At 42.2% G+C, this 16,257-nt stretch carries 15 protein-coding genes; 9 read left to right on the top strand and 6 right to left on the bottom strand.

Annotated elements, in window-relative coordinates; genetic code table 11:
* Nucleotides 1-40: 40 nt before the first annotated feature.
* Together dprA and METVE_RS0103285 are read right to left on the bottom strand one after the other, a co-directional pair.
* Nucleotides 41-1,150 (bottom strand): DNA-processing protein DprA, encoded by a 1,110-nt coding sequence (dprA, locus tag METVE_RS0103280; protein WP_020167023.1) that lies wholly within the window; start codon nucleotides 1,148-1,150, stop codon nucleotides 41-43.
* 21 nt (nucleotides 1,151-1,171) lie between these two features.
* Nucleotides 1,172-2,239 carry a LysM peptidoglycan-binding domain-containing protein gene (locus tag METVE_RS0103285; protein WP_026361987.1) on the bottom strand — a complete coding sequence of 356 codons (1,068 nt, stop codon included), beginning with the start codon at nucleotides 2,237-2,239 and terminating at the stop codon, nucleotides 1,172-1,174.
* Between the two features lie 165 nt (nucleotides 2,240-2,404).
* On the opposite strand from METVE_RS0103285, the gene def reads away from it, so the two are divergent.
* The 8 genes from def (at nucleotide 2,405) to METVE_RS0103330 (ending at nucleotide 11,275) form a co-directional block, all read left to right on the top strand.
* Nucleotides 2,405-2,905: a peptide deformylase gene (def, locus tag METVE_RS0103290; RefSeq protein ID WP_020167025.1), complete on the top strand. Its 501-nt coding sequence runs from the start codon at nucleotides 2,405-2,407 to the stop codon at nucleotides 2,903-2,905.
* 37 nt (nucleotides 2,906-2,942) lie between these two features.
* Nucleotides 2,943-3,893: a methionyl-tRNA formyltransferase gene (gene fmt / locus METVE_RS0103295; RefSeq protein ID WP_020167026.1), complete on the top strand. Its 951-nt coding sequence runs from the start codon at nucleotides 2,943-2,945 to the stop codon at nucleotides 3,891-3,893.
* Nucleotides 3,894-4,089: 196 nt separating this feature from the next.
* A complete protein-coding gene (htpX, locus tag METVE_RS0103300; protein WP_020167027.1) occupies nucleotides 4,090-4,953 on the top strand; it encodes a zinc metalloprotease HtpX in 864 nt (287 codons plus the stop codon).
* A 133-nt stretch (nucleotides 4,954-5,086) separates the two neighbouring features.
* Nucleotides 5,087-5,527 (top strand): cupin domain-containing protein, encoded by a 441-nt coding sequence (locus METVE_RS0103305; protein WP_020167028.1) that lies wholly within the window; start codon nucleotides 5,087-5,089, stop codon nucleotides 5,525-5,527.
* 59 nt (nucleotides 5,528-5,586) lie between these two features.
* A complete protein-coding gene (gene rsmB / locus METVE_RS0103310; protein WP_020167029.1) occupies nucleotides 5,587-6,882 on the top strand; it encodes a 16S rRNA (cytosine(967)-C(5))-methyltransferase RsmB in 1,296 nt (431 codons plus the stop codon).
* Nucleotides 6,883-6,928: 46 nt separating this feature from the next.
* A complete protein-coding gene (locus tag METVE_RS0103315; protein WP_232415371.1) occupies nucleotides 6,929-7,708 on the top strand; it encodes a DUF4390 domain-containing protein in 780 nt (259 codons plus the stop codon).
* Nucleotides 7,709-7,726: 18 nt separating this feature from the next.
* A complete protein-coding gene (locus tag METVE_RS0103320; RefSeq protein ID WP_020167031.1) occupies nucleotides 7,727-9,931 on the top strand; it encodes a sensor histidine kinase in 2,205 nt (734 codons plus the stop codon).
* Nucleotides 9,932-10,006: 75 nt separating this feature from the next.
* Nucleotides 10,007-11,275: a sigma-54-dependent transcriptional regulator gene (locus tag METVE_RS0103330; protein WP_020167033.1), complete on the top strand. Its 1,269-nt coding sequence runs from the start codon at nucleotides 10,007-10,009 to the stop codon at nucleotides 11,273-11,275.
* Between the two features lie 69 nt (nucleotides 11,276-11,344).
* On the opposite strand, the gene xth is transcribed toward METVE_RS0103330, so the two are convergent.
* Nucleotides 11,345-12,124, bottom strand: a complete 780-nt coding sequence (gene xth / locus METVE_RS0103335; protein WP_020167034.1) for an exodeoxyribonuclease III — start codon at nucleotides 12,122-12,124, stop codon at nucleotides 11,345-11,347.
* Between the two features lie 132 nt (nucleotides 12,125-12,256).
* Here xth and METVE_RS0103340 point away from each other — a divergent pair, with 132 nt between their 5' ends.
* Nucleotides 12,257-12,916 carry an HAD family hydrolase gene (locus METVE_RS0103340; protein ID WP_198290313.1) on the top strand — a complete coding sequence of 220 codons (660 nt, stop codon included), beginning with the start codon at nucleotides 12,257-12,259 and terminating at the stop codon, nucleotides 12,914-12,916.
* 36 nt (nucleotides 12,917-12,952) lie between these two features.
* Here the strand turns inward: METVE_RS0103340 and METVE_RS0103345 are convergent, their stop codons facing one another.
* From METVE_RS0103345 to METVE_RS0103355, 3 genes are all read right to left on the bottom strand, one after another.
* Entirely contained in the window at nucleotides 12,953-13,432 is a 480-nt protein-coding gene (locus tag METVE_RS0103345; RefSeq protein WP_020167036.1) for a TIGR02391 family protein, read from the bottom strand.
* On the bottom strand, nucleotides 13,425-14,093 hold the full coding sequence (locus METVE_RS0103350; RefSeq protein WP_232415372.1) for a DUF5343 domain-containing protein: 669 nt from the start codon (nucleotides 14,091-14,093) through the stop codon (nucleotides 13,425-13,427). Before METVE_RS0103350 ends, METVE_RS0103345 begins: the two co-directional genes overlap by 8 nt.
* Nucleotides 14,094-14,187: 94 nt before the next feature.
* Nucleotides 14,188-16,248, bottom strand: a complete 2,061-nt coding sequence (locus tag METVE_RS0103355) for a M3 family metallopeptidase (protein WP_020167038.1) — start codon at nucleotides 16,246-16,248, stop codon at nucleotides 14,188-14,190.
* Nucleotides 16,249-16,257 lie beyond the last annotated feature (9 nt).

The following is a 16,257-nucleotide window of genomic DNA, read 5'->3' on the forward strand; positions in this document are numbered from 1 at the left end:
CTCCTGGCTATCAATTTGGACTATTTATTGCTGGCACTCACTACACTAACCGTTGATATTTGCCGCCGCTCAAGGTCGTTATTTTGCCTTCTAGCTCCATCACCATAAGCATGGCGGAAAGCGCTTCTGTAGTCAATCCAGAGGCCGTTAGAATTGTTTCGAAATTAATCGCGTCAAAACCCATGCAAGCCAATACAGCATTGGGTTCTGATGAATTTTGGCTTGATTCGCCCATTAGCCCCAACGGGCTAATGCTCGGTAACAAATTTTTTAGTTCTTCTACAATATCTTCGGTGCTTTCAACTAACTTAGCGCCATTCTTAATCAATTGATGGCACCCTTTTGCCACAGGCGAATGAATTGAACCTGGAATGGCAAAAACCTCACGCCCTTGCTCTACTGCCATGCGCGCAGTAATTAAAGAGCCACTCTCCACATTTGCCTCTACCACCAAACAGCCTAAACTCAAGCCACTGATAATTCGATTGCGACGGGGAAAGTTTTGCGCTTTTGACGGCGTGCCTAATGGAAACTCAGATAGAATCAAGCCACGTTCTGCAATCTTATGTGCCAAATCACGATGTCTAGCGGGATACACGATATCTAAACCAGTGCCGACTACCGCAATCGTTGCACCATTTGCTTTCAATGCGCCACGATGTGCTGCAGCATCAATACCTAACGCCATACCACTCACCACGCATAGACCATAATTGCACAAGCTGGCGGCAAAATCTTCGGCATTTTTTTCACCTTGCGGCGTGCTGCTTCGGCTACCGACTATCGCAATAGAGGGATGATTCAGCCAATGCAAATCACCAATTGCATACAATAATGCGGGCGGATTGCTGATTTCTAATAAACGTTGAGGGTAAGTGTCATCCGCCAACGTAACAATGTGCGCATTGTCTCTTTGTAGCCAATCAAGTGTGGATTGAATTAGTTCGACATTGATACCATTTGAGATTTTTTGCGCAACGCTGTCATCAACCACTTCGCGTAACTGATGACTTTTAGCGCTGAAAATTGCTTCGGGCGAGCCAAACCTTGCCAATAACTGACAGATACCCGCACTACCTAGGCCAGCAATGAAATTGAGAGAAACCCAAAGTGCAACATCATTTTCTTGCATGTTGGCTTTGGTTAACATGACTTAACTATGTCAGTACTCTTATGGCGTATGGACAGAGTCTGCTGTGTAAACCGCGTCTGTTGAGTTCATGATTAAACCGTAAGATACGCGATCAAATGTTCTAAAAACCATCATTAAACCGACCCGCTCATCAGGCAATTTAACCTCACCCGGCGCTAAAGCTGGCTTGCCATCAGAAGACACCTTTTTAGCATCCAACTCTTTATATTCTGAATCTTTCACAGTGCGCCCGTAACGACTGATGGCCAAAACATGGCCTTCTTCTAAACCATCTTTTTTACCACGACTAATCGCAATCACAGTGTTAGGTCCAGCTTCTGCTACGCCTCTGTAAATTCGCACAATGCGCCCTGAAATTTGTGAATCTGGTGCATGTGGTACAAAACTACCTTTAAATTCTTCGGGCGAAACAACCAGCCTATCTTTAGCAAAAATCTCTTCTTTAGCACGGATGATATCGGCCGTTGCTGGCTCACCAAAACGCGCAATGTCGGCATCGCCTAAATAAATCGCTTCCGTACCTAACACTTCGTTGCTATCTGGGTCTCTTAACAGCTCACCTGGACGATAAATATTCCAATGTACACTTTCACCGTCTTTAATATCGTTGATATAAATGCGCGTACCAGGGCTTAAAACCACACGATTATCTTGGCCAGCAATAATACGTGGCGCGGTGTCTAATGCCCCATTTTCAATTAGTAAAGGTTGATTTAAAAATGGCCCAATCACTTTTGGAGCAATCGTTAAAATAGCTTCTTTTTCTAAAGCTTCTTCACGAATACCGGGTTGCAAGGTGACTGTTTCGCGTAACAGTTTAAGTTGAGGCGAACCGCTGCTTGTATCTAATACCACGACATCGCCTGGATAGATTAAATGCGGATTTTTGATCTGTTCGCGATTCATGCGCCAAACTTTTGGCCATTGCCAAGGATCTTTTAAGAATTGACCTGAAATACCCCACAATGTGTCGCCTTTTACCACCACATGGCGTTCTGGATGGTTTTTTTGTAGCTGAATTTCATCAGCATTTACATTCGAGCTTAAGCAAGCAAGCACAAGCAGCGTTATAATGCGTTTATTCATTGCATGACCTCGGTCAAGATAGCGGGTAAAAATTGGAAATTGCATCCGCGAAATTGCATTAAATTTATCACGTAATTCATTCAACAATCAAGCTTTTTTGCAAAAATGAAACTTTTTACAAAAGCAGTTGTTGATATAAGGCAACACTTTTAACATTTAACGATTATGGCACTACTGAATATACTCAATTACCCAGACCCACGCTTGCATACAGTGGCAAAACCCATCAAAGAGGTGAATGCTGAAATTCGCCAATTGATTGACGATATGGCAGCCACCATGTACAACGCGCCAGGCGTAGGATTAGCAGCGACTCAAGTGGATCAGCACATTCAATTGATTGTGATTGATACCAGCAAAGAGCAAAACAAGCTGCAAGTGTTTATTAACCCTAAAATTGTGGCAAAAAGTGGTTTGCAAGATTATGAAGAAGGCTGTTTATCTGTGCCTGGCGTGTATGAGAGCGTGACGCGTGCAGAAAAGATCACGGTTGAAGCATTAGATGCGCAAGGAAAACGTTTTAAATTGCAGGCTGAAGGCTTGTTGAGCGTATGCATTCAACATGAAATGGATCACTTATTAGGCAAGGTATTTGTTGAATATCTGTCGCCGCTTAAGCGCAATCGCATTAAGACCAAAATGGTTAAATTGCAGCGCGATCGTTAACGTTTATTTTCAGCTTATTTAAAAAACTTTAAAATTTATGAACATTATTTTTGCAGGTACGCCTGATTTCGCAGTACCCGCACTTGCCGCTTTGATTGAAGCTGGCCATCAAATCGTCATGGTGCTCACACAACCAGACCGACCCGCCGGACGTGGCATGCAACTGAAAGCCAGCCCAGTAAAGCAATTAGCGTTACAACATCATCTAGCTGTTTTTCAACCCAACTCTCTCAAACCTGCAGAAGTGCAAGCACAAATTGCGCAATGTAATGCTGACGTGATGATAGTCGCCGCTTACGGCTTGATTATTCCAACAACCGTGTTGAATATGCCCAAATTTGGTTGTTACAATATTCACGCCTCAATATTGCCACGCTGGCGCGGTGCTGCGCCTATTCATCGCGCTTTATTGGCTGGCGATACAGAAACTGGCGTCACCATTATGGAGGTTGTACCCGCTTTAGATGCAGGTGCGATGGTAAGTAAAGGCATTGTGCCGATAACTGATGACGACACGACTCAAAGTTTGCATGACAAACTCGCCATCATCGGCGCGGACTTAATGGTGCAAGCCATGCAAGATTTGAGTAAAAATGGTGGGTTAACTAGCGAAGTGCAAGACGAAAGTTTAGTCACCTACGCGCACAAACTAGAAAAATCCGAAGCGGCGATTGATTGGCAGAAAAGTGCGATTGAAATATCGCGCCAAGTACGCGGATTTAATCCTTTTCCTGTCGCTACCGCACAATTTAAAGGTGAAACTTGTCGCATCTGGTTTGCAAAAGCGACTGCAAGTGACAACAATCAAACCAGTAAGCTTGATAAAAAGAACATTGGCGAAATAGTTGGTCTAGAAAACGGCATTAATATTGTTTGTGGTGATGGCATTTTGCAGATTACTGAGCTACAAATGCCAGGCGCAAAACGCCAGACAGCGCAGCAATTTGCGCAAGGTCAGCATTTAAAAGTCGGCGATTTTTTTGGTTAATACTCTTTTAGTTAATTAACTTTATACTTATTAAATGTTAGTTAACTATTCAATTGAAGAGATAAGTTTTCTAGCCAGACTGATATAGCCGCTTGCATGCAAACAACCTTGAATTTTAGGTGATTTGGCAGCATATTAACCATAATAATTCAGCAAAAAAATATTTAAACACATTTGTAATCGTTAGGAGATTCATATGTTTGGCAATTGGTTAAAGACTTCTATTTTAATGGCAGCCATCGTTGCGCTGTTTGGTACAGTGGGCGCGGCAGTTGGCGGTGGTACAGGCATGTTAATCGCGCTTTTATTTGCTGCAGGCATGAACATTTACGCCTATTGGTTTTCGGACAAAGCCGTGCTTAAAATGTATGGTGCGCAAGAAGTCTCACCAGACAACAATTATGGCGATGGACAATTTCGCAATTACTACAACATGGTGAAAGAATTAGCACAAAATGCTGAATTGCCAATGCCAAAAGTGTATGTGATGAACGAGAGCCAACCCAACGCGTTTGCTACAGGTCGCAACCCAGAAAATGCAGCGGTAGCGGCAACTGTCGGTATTATGCAAACGTTAAATGAGCGCGAATTGCGTGGCGTGATGGCACATGAATTAGCGCACATCAAACACCGCGATACGCTTATTTCAACTATATCGGCCACTATGGCGGGTGCAATCGCGTCTATCGCGCAATTCGGCATGTTTTTCGGCGGCGGTCATAGAGATGGTGAACGCGGCAGTCCGATTATCGGCATTTTAATGATGTTCTTGGCGCCACTAGCTGCCAGCTTAATTCAAATGGCCATTTCACGCGGTCGCGAATTTGAAGCCGACAGAATGGGCGCGCAAATCAGCAAAGACCCAAAAGCCTTAGCCAGCGCGTTAGAAAAAATTCATAATTACGCACATCAAATCCCTAACGAAACCGCAGAAGCGCATCCTGAAACTGGGCAAATGATGATTATCAACCCACTTTCAGGCGTTTCGTTCGACAGCTTATTCAGCACGCACCCTAAGACTGAAGAGCGCGTGCGCAGATTGATGGCAATGGCGATTTAACGCTAATATTACTATTCACATTAGGCACAAAAGCCATTTAATAATGGCTCGATTTGATAGCAATCAACTAAAACCTTGTTTTATACTGCTTAAAGGTTTATAACTTTTTATCAATCTTTAAGGCAGAGTAATTGTGAATAAGTTAACCCGCAGTTTGATTGTAATTTTTCTATTATTATCTGCGCTATTCACTTTTTTAGTGAATCAGAATGCGCCTAAAGACAGTATTTATGTGCGCCACCACTTGCCTGCAGACGAGTTAGCTAAGTTAAATGTAGATAAATGGGCTACTTGGAAGAAAGAGCCATCTACATTTTTGTGGCAGTTTCCTGAGTCGGAAACAATTTATGTGACCAAAGGCGAAGTCTATGTCACGCCAGATGGTTCAACCGATAGCGTGCTGATTCAGCAAGGTGATTTTGCCACTTTTGCACCAGGTTTACGTTGTGTTTGGCGCGTCACTCAGCCATTTGAAAAACAAGTGATTTTAGCTGATACGCCATTTACCAATATGTATTGGCGCGTTGTGTTTAAAGCTAAAGCTGCCTTACGTTATATTCAAGCTTTATTTTAATCCGCTTATAAGCGCAATCTTAGCGCTAGTTTTTAGGTGCTACTTTTTAGAAAGTTATTTTGTATATCTCCCAACAAATCGCTGCCATTGCAGTGTCACAAGTGTTATCTGGCCGCAATCTTACGTTGGCGTTGCCAGATGCGCTTTCTAGTTATCCAAATTCAACACCGCAACAGCGCGGTGCTGCGGCAGATTTAAGTTATGGCACGCTCCGATTTTATGGTGAAGTAAATGCTTACTTGGTTAAATTGCTTGAAAAACCATTGAGTAATGAACATATTACCGCGCTATTATTGGTGGCGATTTATCAGTTATTACATGATAAAGCCGATGATTTTACAGTGGTGAATCAAGCCGTTGAAGCAGCGAGTTATGCAAAACCGCGTTGGTCAAAAAGTTTAGTTAATGGTGTTTTGCGTAATTTTTTACGTCAAAAATTAGTGTTAAGTCAGCAGATTCAGGCCGATACAAAAACAAATGAAGTCGCGATTTATTCTTATCAAAGCTGGTGGATTAACAAGCTCAAAATTCAATATCCACAAACTTGGCAAAGTATTTTAACGACTGGAAATACGCATCCGCCCATGACTTTGCGCGTAAATGCGCAAAAGACCAGTGCGAAAGAATATGTGCAATTATTGGCGCGACAAGATATTGCAGCCAGCCAAGTGGGCGAATATGCGGTCATTTTAGAGCAGCCGATTCCCGTTGAAAAAATACCGGGTTTTGCAGATGGTGTTGTTTCTGTGCAAGATTATGGCGCGCAGCTGGCGGCAGGTTTATTGGATTTAAAAGCTGGCATGACTGTACTGGATGCGTGTTGTGCGCCGGGTGGGAAAACTGGTCATATTTTAGAGTTAACTGATGTTAAGTTAACCGCGCTAGATAACGATGCCAGCCGTTTGAATCGGGTAGAAAGCAATTTAAACCGACTGAATCTAGATGCCGATTTGCAACTGGGCGATGCCGCCATATGGCAAGCTAACCAGCCTTTTGAGCGTATTGTGGCCGATGTCCCTTGTACTGCTTCTGGCATTGTGCGGCGCCATGTGGATATAAAATGGTTGCGCAGAGAGCGCGATATTGTGACATTTACGCAACAACAATCGCTAATTTTGGCTAATTTGTGGCAATTATTAGCAAAAGGCGGTAAATTACTTTATGTGACCTGTTCGATTTTTAATGAAGAAAATCAACAACAAATTGACCATTTTTTACTGAAAAATCATGATGCAACTCAATTGCCTTTAACGCTGACTAATGAAAATCATCAAAACATTCAGCTTGAGCACGGCCAACTTATTCCTAACCGTCAACATGATGGTCTTTTTTACGCACTTCTTCAAAAAACATAACTTCAAAAAACTTGGTCATTTTGTACGGTTAAGTATTGTTTTTTTATTGTTGAATAGCACGTCGCAAGCGTTTGCCGCCAGCAGCATTATCATTAATCAAGCTGAATTACATCCTTTAGATAATTTTTACGCGCTGAATGCCGATGTGGATATTGATTTTGATGACGCGATTGAAGAGGCAGTAAATAAAGGTGTCGCGCTGCATTTTTTAATCGAGTTCCAAGTGGTTAAGCCTTGGAAATATTGGTTTGATGATGAAATCGTGACGGCTAGCAATGGTGTTAGTTTGAGCTATCACGCTTTAAGTCGGCAATATTTGGTGAATCACGGCATGCATCAAAAGTCGTTCGAAACGCTGTATGAAGCCAAAGATGCGTTGCTGGAAATCAGTAATTGGAAGGTATTGGATAAATCGCTGATTGAAAAAGGTGAGACTTATAAGGCGGCTTTGCTGATACGTTTAGATCAATCCAAACTGCCAAAAGCGATTCAAGTAGATGCGATCGGCTCGGATAAATGGAATTTAACTTCCCAAAAATATGAATGGCCTTTGAAGGACTTAAATAATAAAGAGCAGATTATTAAGGAGCCGAGTTTTAAAGAGCAAAATATTAAAGAACCGAACAGCAAGGACTTTAACATTAAAGATTTATACAATAAAGACTTAAATAACAAAGACTTGAGCAATAAAGATTTAAATACTAAAGAGCCAAATAATAGAGATTCAAATACTAAAGATATCAATCTTAACGATTTGAATTCTAAAGACCTGAATTTTAAAGACCAGTACAACTTTAAAGAGTCGAGTGGTAAAGAGCTCAAATAAGATATTGCAGATTAGCTGATGAGATATATTGTATTTGTAAGTGTAGCGCTAGGCATCGTACTGCTGTATTTACTTTCATTAGCCAGCGCCAATACGACGGTTTCTAATGATTACTACAAAATCCTGCTCTACCTTAACGTCGCATTGGCCGGCGTTTTAATCGTGCTTATTGTCATCCAACTGTGGCATTTGTACAAAAAAATCAGAAGTGGCGTGATGGGTAGCCGCTTAACCCTGCGCCTTTTAGGCACATTTGCTTTGATGGCGATTATCCCTGGCTTAATCGTATATTTGGTGAGTGTTAACTTTCTGACGCGTTCTATTGAATCCTGGTTTAACGTTAAAGTGGAGTCTGCGTTAGATGGTGGCTTAAGTTTAGGCCAGCGCGCGTTAGATATCATGTTGCAAGATGTAGAAGAAAAAGCTGAGAATATGGCGCTTACTTTGGCGTTTCAGCCATCGCGTACACACTATAGTTTACTGAATGATTTGCGCGAAAAATCAGGCATACAGGACGCTGCATTGTTATCGCCGCAAGGCCGAATCATCTCAGTTTCAAGCAGTGACCCGAGTAGTTTTTTGCCAGAATTACCCAGCATTCCACAGTTACGCCAAGCACAAACTCGCATCTATGGCAAAATCGAACCCATACCCAACAAAGGCCTGTATTTACGGGTATTAGCGCCAGTTAATGTACAAGAGTTAGCTGGCCAAACGCGCATTTTGCAATTATTGCAGCCTGTACCAAAGTCACTGTCTAATACCGCTGAAGCCGTGCAAGAAGTGTATCGCGATTATCAAGAATTGTCTTACAGCCGCAATTCGCTTAAAGATGTTTTCGCGTTAACGTTAACTTTGGTATTGATGTTAGCGATGTTATCCGCATTGGCGATTGCATTTGTATTAAGTCGCCGTATCACGCAGCCATTAACGGTATTAGCAGAAGGCACGCGCGCCATTGCCAGTGGCGATTACAGCACTATGTTGCCAGAACATGGCAAAGATGAGCTGGGTGTATTGGTTAAGTCATTCAATAGTATGACGCGCCAATTAGATGACGCCACCAAAGCGACTGAGCGCAACCGTGTGCGTGTGGAAGCCGCGCGTAGCTATTTGGCCACCATTCTGGCGCATCTGTCATCTGGCGTATTGGCGATCAATGAACAAGGTGAACTGCGTACCTTTAACCTGACTGCCAGCACGATTTTAGGTTTAAATCTTGCACCGTTTGAAAATCAACAATTTACTAAAATTAGCGAAAGTAATCTTTTTCTAGCAGAATTTATTAGCTTAGTGAAATCGCATTTTGAGCTGACTAAATCCGATGAGCTAGCTAAAACTGAGCTGACGCGCCAAATTGAAATCGTCAAACAGCAAGGCAAACAATTGCTTTTAGTCCGTGCGACTCGTCTGCCACATAACACTAGTGCAGGTAGTAATGATAACGGCTTTGTGGTGGTGTTTGATGATGTAACAACGATGGTGCAAGCTCAGCGCGATGCCGCTTGGGGTGAAGTTGCGCGTAGGCTGGCGCATGAGATTAAAAACCCGCTCACGCCGATTCAATTGTCTGCCGAGCGCCTGCAACACAAACTGAGCAGTAAATTAAATGCCGATGATGCCAGCATGCTACAACGTGCCACTGATACAATTGTTAACCAAGTGAGCGCCATGAAAACCATGGTGAACGAGTTTAGCGAATATGCGCGCGCGCCCTCGGCAAACTTGAGTAAGCTGAACATCAACGCGCTGATTAAAGATGTTTCGACGTTGTATGAAAATGTGCGCGATGAGGCCACAAATGAGCATTCCAGCGTTAAAATGACGTATGACTTAATGCCCAATATGCCGGACATTTTAGGCGACGCGACGATGTTACGGCAAGTGTTACATAACTTAATGCAAAACGCGCAAGATGCACTTATGCCTACTGAAGAAAATCAGCCTATTAGTCATCCGGAAATTTTAGTTCAAACCAGTTTTAATGAATCTACGATTAAGCTGATGGTCAGAGATAATGGACAGGGTTTTCCCGCAGCATTAATTTCACACGCTTATGAGCCGTATGTCACCACCAAAGCGCATGGCACTGGCTTAGGTTTGGCGATTGTAAAAAAAATGGTAGATGAACATGCAGGCCAAATTAAAATTGAAAACAACACTTCTGGTGGCGCTTGTGTGACAATTTTTTTGCCGATTACTCATGAAGCTAAAAGAAAATAGTAGACGTAAGGCCCAGAAAAATATGAGTAAAATGAACAAAAGTAACAGTAAAAAACTGGTTAGGAAAAACAAAGCATGACATCACGGCATATTTTGGTGGTGGATGACGAAATAGGCATTCGCGAATTATTAAGAGATATTTTAGAGGACGAAGGTCATCATATTACGCTGGCAGAAAACGCCCAAGCAGCTAGAGATGCGCGCCTAAAACAGCGTCCAGATTTAGTGTTATTAGATATTTGGATGCCTGATTGTGATGGTATTAGCTTGCTGAAAGAATGGGGCAACGCCGGATTACTGACGATGCCTGTTGTGATGATGTCTGGCCACGGCACGATTGATACGGCGGTAGAAGCTACACGCATTGGCGCCTTTGATTTTTTAGAGAAACCAATCGCGTTACAAAAATTACTGAAAACCGTATTAGCGGCATTAAAACATGCTGAAAATCTACCAAAAACGGAGATGAATTTAGCCAGTTTTGGTAAAAGTTTGGTGATTAACGAATTAAAGCAACGCTTAGAGCAAATTTCTCGCACTAAAAATGCGTTGCTACTAATCGGCAAAAAAGGCGGTAGCGTAGAACTCTGCGCGCGCTTTTTGCACACCGCCGGCACGCCTTGGCTAAGCCTTACAGAATATGAAAAGCTCGCCAGTGCACCTCTAGAGATTTTAGAATCAACACGCGATGGCGTTTTGTACGTGGATGAAGTTGCCGCACTGAATAAAACCGAACAAAAAGGCCTGCAATTGCTATTAAGCAAAGCAGAAAAGTATCAAGTGCGTGTTGTATGTGCCAGTGCATTCAGTTTGCCGCAATTGGCGGATAACGCACAATTTGATTACAGCTTAATGCAAACCTTATCGCAAAGTACCTTAAAAGTACCAGCGCTAAATGACCATAAAGAAGATATTCCCGATTTAGCAACCGCCATGGCAAGCTTGCTAGTAGAAACCTCTGGAGCGGATTACAAAAGCTTTGATATTGCCGCATTAAATGCGTTAAGAAATGCGGAATGGCCAGGCGATTTGGCTGAATTAGAAGCGGTTGTACAAAACGCTATGTTAAGTAGTTTGACCGACAAAATCACACTGAGCGACGTAAACCGCGTACTTGAGCAATTCACTGCCAGCGAAATAAATCAAACCACTAACTCGCCATCATTACCAATCGAATTGGTTCAACCTTTACGCGAAGCGCGCGATGATTTTGAACGTTTTTACTTTCAATATCATATGAAACTCATCAATAACAATATGAGCAAACTAGCCGAAATTTCTGGCTTGGAACGCACGCATTTGTATCGCAAACTTAAGCAGTTGGGCATTAAAATCAAAGGCTAGCTAATATCTAGCAAAGATTTTGCAGACTAGCTTCTGTACTAAATTTAAAGCTAATTTAGATAACAACTTTTAACCCAGCGTTAAAACTACAGGCGTGTGATCCGATGGACGCTCTAGTTTGCGCGGTGTTTTATCAATCACGCAAGTTTGGCAAAGCGGCTTAAGCGCATCGCTGACCAAAATATGGTCAATGCGCATGCCAAAATTGCGTCTAAAACCCATCATGCGGTAATCCCACCAAGTAAAACTTTTTTCGACCTGTTCAAATAATCTAAAACTATCGTGTAGACCTAAATTAATAATACGCTGAAACGCTTCTCGCTCTTTGGGGCTGACCAATATCTGCCCTATCCACGCAGCAGGATCATGACAATCACGGTCTTCCGGTGCAATGTTGTAATCGCCTAGCAATACCAAATTAGGATATTTTTTCAGCTCTTCCGCAAGCCAAATGGTTAATGCATCCAACCAACGCATTTTGTAAATATACTTCTCAGAATCCACCGCCTGACCATTGACGATATACACACAAACAACACGAATGTGCTTGCCAGAAACATCAGTAATCGTCGCACTAATCACGCGCTGCTGTGCATCCTCAAAATCGAAAATCCCGCGCTCAATATCGGTCATTTCATGACGACTTAGAATCGCCACACCGTTATAGGTTTTTTGGCCCGCATGCACAGACTGATAACCTGCAGCGGCTAATTCAGCATAGGGGAATTTGCTGTCTTCTTGCTTGGTTTCTTGAATACACAACACATCGACAGGATTATCCCGCAACCAATCCAACACGTGCGGCAGACGCACATTCAGCGAGTTGACATTCCACGTTGCTAGTTTCACAGAATTACCTTGTTGTTAAATAACGGGTTTTATTTTATCACGCGTTAAAAATTGACTGTTTTTTAGTGTTAAGTATTTTAGCTCTTATTAAAGCATGTGTTAAAGTTTGAGCTTTTTTTGGGCATTATAAAAGTGATTAAAGCGGCAATATTCGATATGGATGGTTTGTTGATTGATTCTGAGCGCATCATTATGCAAGCGTGCATCTCCGCCGCCAAGGAAATAGGCATTACTTACACTCAAGCTGAATATGCCCAGCTGATTGGCCGCGCGGGACCAGATTCCACGCATAGGATGATTGAGCAATTAAATGGCGTGGAAAACTTTAACTTAGTCATGCAAGGTTTAGATGCTCGATTGGCAGAATGCAATCAAAGCTTTCCGCTTAAGCCTGGCGCGCTGGATTTGCTTCAATATTATCAAGCCAACAATATTGTTTGTAGCGTGGCATCTTCTTCGCCCACGCAGCATATCAATCACCGCTTAAGCCAAGTCGGCGTGCTGGATTTTTTCGGCCATGTCACCAGCGGGCAAGAAGTCACACATGGCAAACCCAGCCCGGATATTTACTTGCTTGCTGTTAAAAAATTGGGCTTGAATGTTGAAGAATGTATTGCATTTGAAGACAGCGAGACTGGCGCTCGCGCTGCAATTGCTGCAGGTTTAAAGGTGGTGGTAGTGCCTGATTTACAGCAACCAAGTGAATACGTCAGGGAAAATTGCCACGAAGTAGTTGTTAGCTTGAAAGATTGGTTAAATGCTTGCAGGATTATGCATGGTTCAAGAACCTAACACTTTGGTTAGCTCAACATATCAATAATTAATCTACTACTTAACATCACTCAAACGTCTTAATAACAAAGAGGCTAAACTTATGTGATCTAAACATTGAGTGGGGGTTTCTTTCATTGAAACCTCATGTCCTCTTGGATTCCTGATGGCCATAACAGCGCCAGTAAATATAAACATATATCCTTTCTGCTCATCTTTTTCACTGGTATTAGATAAATTGGTTAATTTAATCAAAGGCGATGCCTCATTAAAAGCTTGAGTCATCAACTTATATCCAGACTCATTGCAACTGGATAGCTTTTGAACTTTTTTATCAATATATTTAAATGCTTCAAATGTCGCATGGGAATAATGCCCATTGTCGAAAAGTGCTCTTGTAATTGTATCTATTTCAGGATGAACATTCCTCTCTTCATAAGGATGTAGTTGATTGATTTTAGTAGGCTCTCTTCTAGAGTGAGTAAAGTTAGGCACCTCTCTAGTAATAGATTGGAATCTATCAAAACTGTTATCCATCAATTAAATTCTCTTTAATACTTTTAAAGATATTGTCATAAGTTTCTTTGGTGCCATCAGAGGGTAAGTTAATTTCGACTCTTACGGTCAGACCAAAGTCCTTAGTTCTCGTTTGAGGAGTTTCAATTTTAACTTCAGGTTTTTGAACAGTTGAATCTTTCATGCTAGTTTTTGTTTTTATTTTTGCTTTAGTGGAAACTGTGGTGGATTTCGTATTTTTTGGAATTGAAATTTCGCCATAGCCTGAAAGGGCGGCAAAAGTTTTAAAAGTATTTGCCTGCCTGCGGCCAATTGCATCACTAGTCTGGTCGCTGGTTCTGAAAAAAGTAATTAATTCATCTATATCTAAAGCCCAACTACTCTCCCCATGTAGCTCAAACAGAGCTGAATATGATTTCTTAACTAACTCTCCGAAAGATTTACTAAATTCGTCATCTTTGTGATTAGAAAATGCACTGGAAGCTTCAGGAGTCTTTTTACCATCTTCATCAATAATTCCAATAAACTGTAATGCATTAATTACATAACTCTCATTATTTGAAGCTAATCCAAGTTTTTTGACTGTTTCAGATGTTACTGTTTGAGGAAATGCTTTTCTAAGATGAGTAACCATCTGAGAAATATTACCTGGCCCTGATATGTAAGGATGAGATTCTGACACTGTAACTCTCCTTTTTTAGATATTATTGTAGAGATAATGACGTAAAAAAAGCTAAGTGACAACCACTTAGCTTTTTGAATATTAAGGTAAATTGTTATGAAGCCATTCCATTATGTCGCAACAGCGCATCCAAACTCGGCTCCCTGCCTCTAAACGCTACAAATGATTCCATCGCTGGGCGGCTTCCACCTTTGGCTAACACTTCATTTTTAAAGCGGCTACCGGCTTCTGCGGATAGCGTACCCATTTCTTCAAACAGGCTGTAGGCATCTGCAGATAAAACTTCTGCCCATTTGTAGCTGTAATAACCTGCCGCGTAGCCGCCTGCGAAAATATGGCTAAAGCTGTTAGGAAAGCGATTCCATTTTGGTGGCCTAACCACGGCTACTTCGTCACGCACTTGTTCGATCAAATCGAGTGCGGTTTGTTTTCCGTTTGGGTCGAACTCGCCATGTAAGCGCATATCGAATAATGAGAATTCGATTTGGCGTACGGTTTGCATACCAGCCTGGAAGTTTTTGGCGGCCACCATTTTATCGAATAACTCACGCGGCAATTGCGCGCCAGTTTCTACGTGCGCGGTCATATGGCGTAGCACTTCCCATTCCCAGCAGAAGTTTTCCATAAACTGGCTAGGCAACTCTACGGCATCCCATTCCACGCCTTTAATGCCAGAAACGCTGTAATCATCGACTTGCGTGAGCATATGATGCAAACCGTGGCCGAACTCGTGGAACATGGTGATGACTTCGTCATGCGTGAATAAGGCTGGTTTACCGCCAACTGGCGCAGAGAAGTTGCAGGTTAAAAATGCCACTGGCAATTCAATTATTGATTGATTTTGAGTGTTAAGTTTTTTGCGGCGGGTAATGCATTCATCCATCCAAGCGCCACCACGTTTGTTGTTGCGGGCGTATAAATCTAAATAAAAGTAGGCAATTGGTTTATTTTGGGAGTCAGATATTTCATAAAATGCGGCATCGGCGTGCCAAACTGGCGCTTCGGCTTTGCGCACTTGTACGCCAAAAATAGTCTCAGTTACTTTGAATAAACCGGCTAATACTTTGCTTTCAGGGAAATACTGTTTTACTTCTTGATCAGAAAACGCATATTTGTCTTCACGTAGTTTTTCGCTTACATAGCCAACATCCCACGCTTGCAACTCGTTAATGTCTAATTTTTTTGCATAGGCTAAAAGCTCCTGCATGTCTTTTTCTGCATAAGGCTTAGCGCGCTTGGCAAGCGTGTCTAAAAAGTCAGTCACTTGCTTTGGCGTATCAGCCATTTTGGTAGCCAGCGAAAGTTCTGCATAATTTTTAAAACCCAACATGCGTGCTTCTTCTTGCTTGAGCTTTAAAATATCGCTAATCAATTGCGTATTATCCCACTTTGGGTTTCCATTTTCATCTGCTTTACTCAATTCAGACGCGCGCGTTGCATAAGCGCGGTACAAAGTTTCACGTAAAGCGCGATTATCCGCATATTGCAAAACTGGCATATAAGAGGGAAATTGCAGGCTAAATTGATAGCCAACTTTGCCATCTGTCTTGGCAGCTTCAGCGGCTGCTTCGATCGCATCTTCTGGCAAGCCCGCTAAATCAGCCACATTTTCAACGATATATTTAAAATCGTTGGTGTTATCCAGAATGTTTTCTTCAAACTTAGCACCCAATTTAGAAAGCTCTTCACTCACGGTTTTAAAGCGTGCTTTTTCATTTGCAGGTAATTCAGCCCCGCCTAATTTAAAATCACGCACTTCATGGTTAATAATTGTTTGTTGGGTTGGGCTTAATTTAGCAAAGGCACTGCTTGCTTGAATTGCTTTGAATTTCGCATATAAGCGCTCATCTTGCGAAATATCGCTGCCATAATCGGTTAACTTCGCTAAATTGTCGTTATAAGCTTCGCGTAATTCTGGACTGTTGACCACTGCATTCATATGGCCGACTTGGCTCCAGGCACGGCCCAATTTTTCGCTGTGATCTTCTAGTTTAAGCGCAAAATTTTCCCACGTTGGCGTTTCTGTACTAGTAGCTAATTGCTCAACCAACGCACGACCTTCAGCAATCAAACTATCCACCGCAGGGCTGATATGCTCTGGTTTGACTTCATTGAATTTGGGTAAACCAGCGACATATAACAATGGATTTGACACGGGGACTTC

The organism is Methylotenera versatilis 79 (genome assembly GCF_000384375.1).
In the GTDB taxonomy this organism is placed as follows: Bacteria; Pseudomonadota; Gammaproteobacteria; order Burkholderiales; family Methylophilaceae; genus Methylotenera_A; species Methylotenera_A versatilis_B.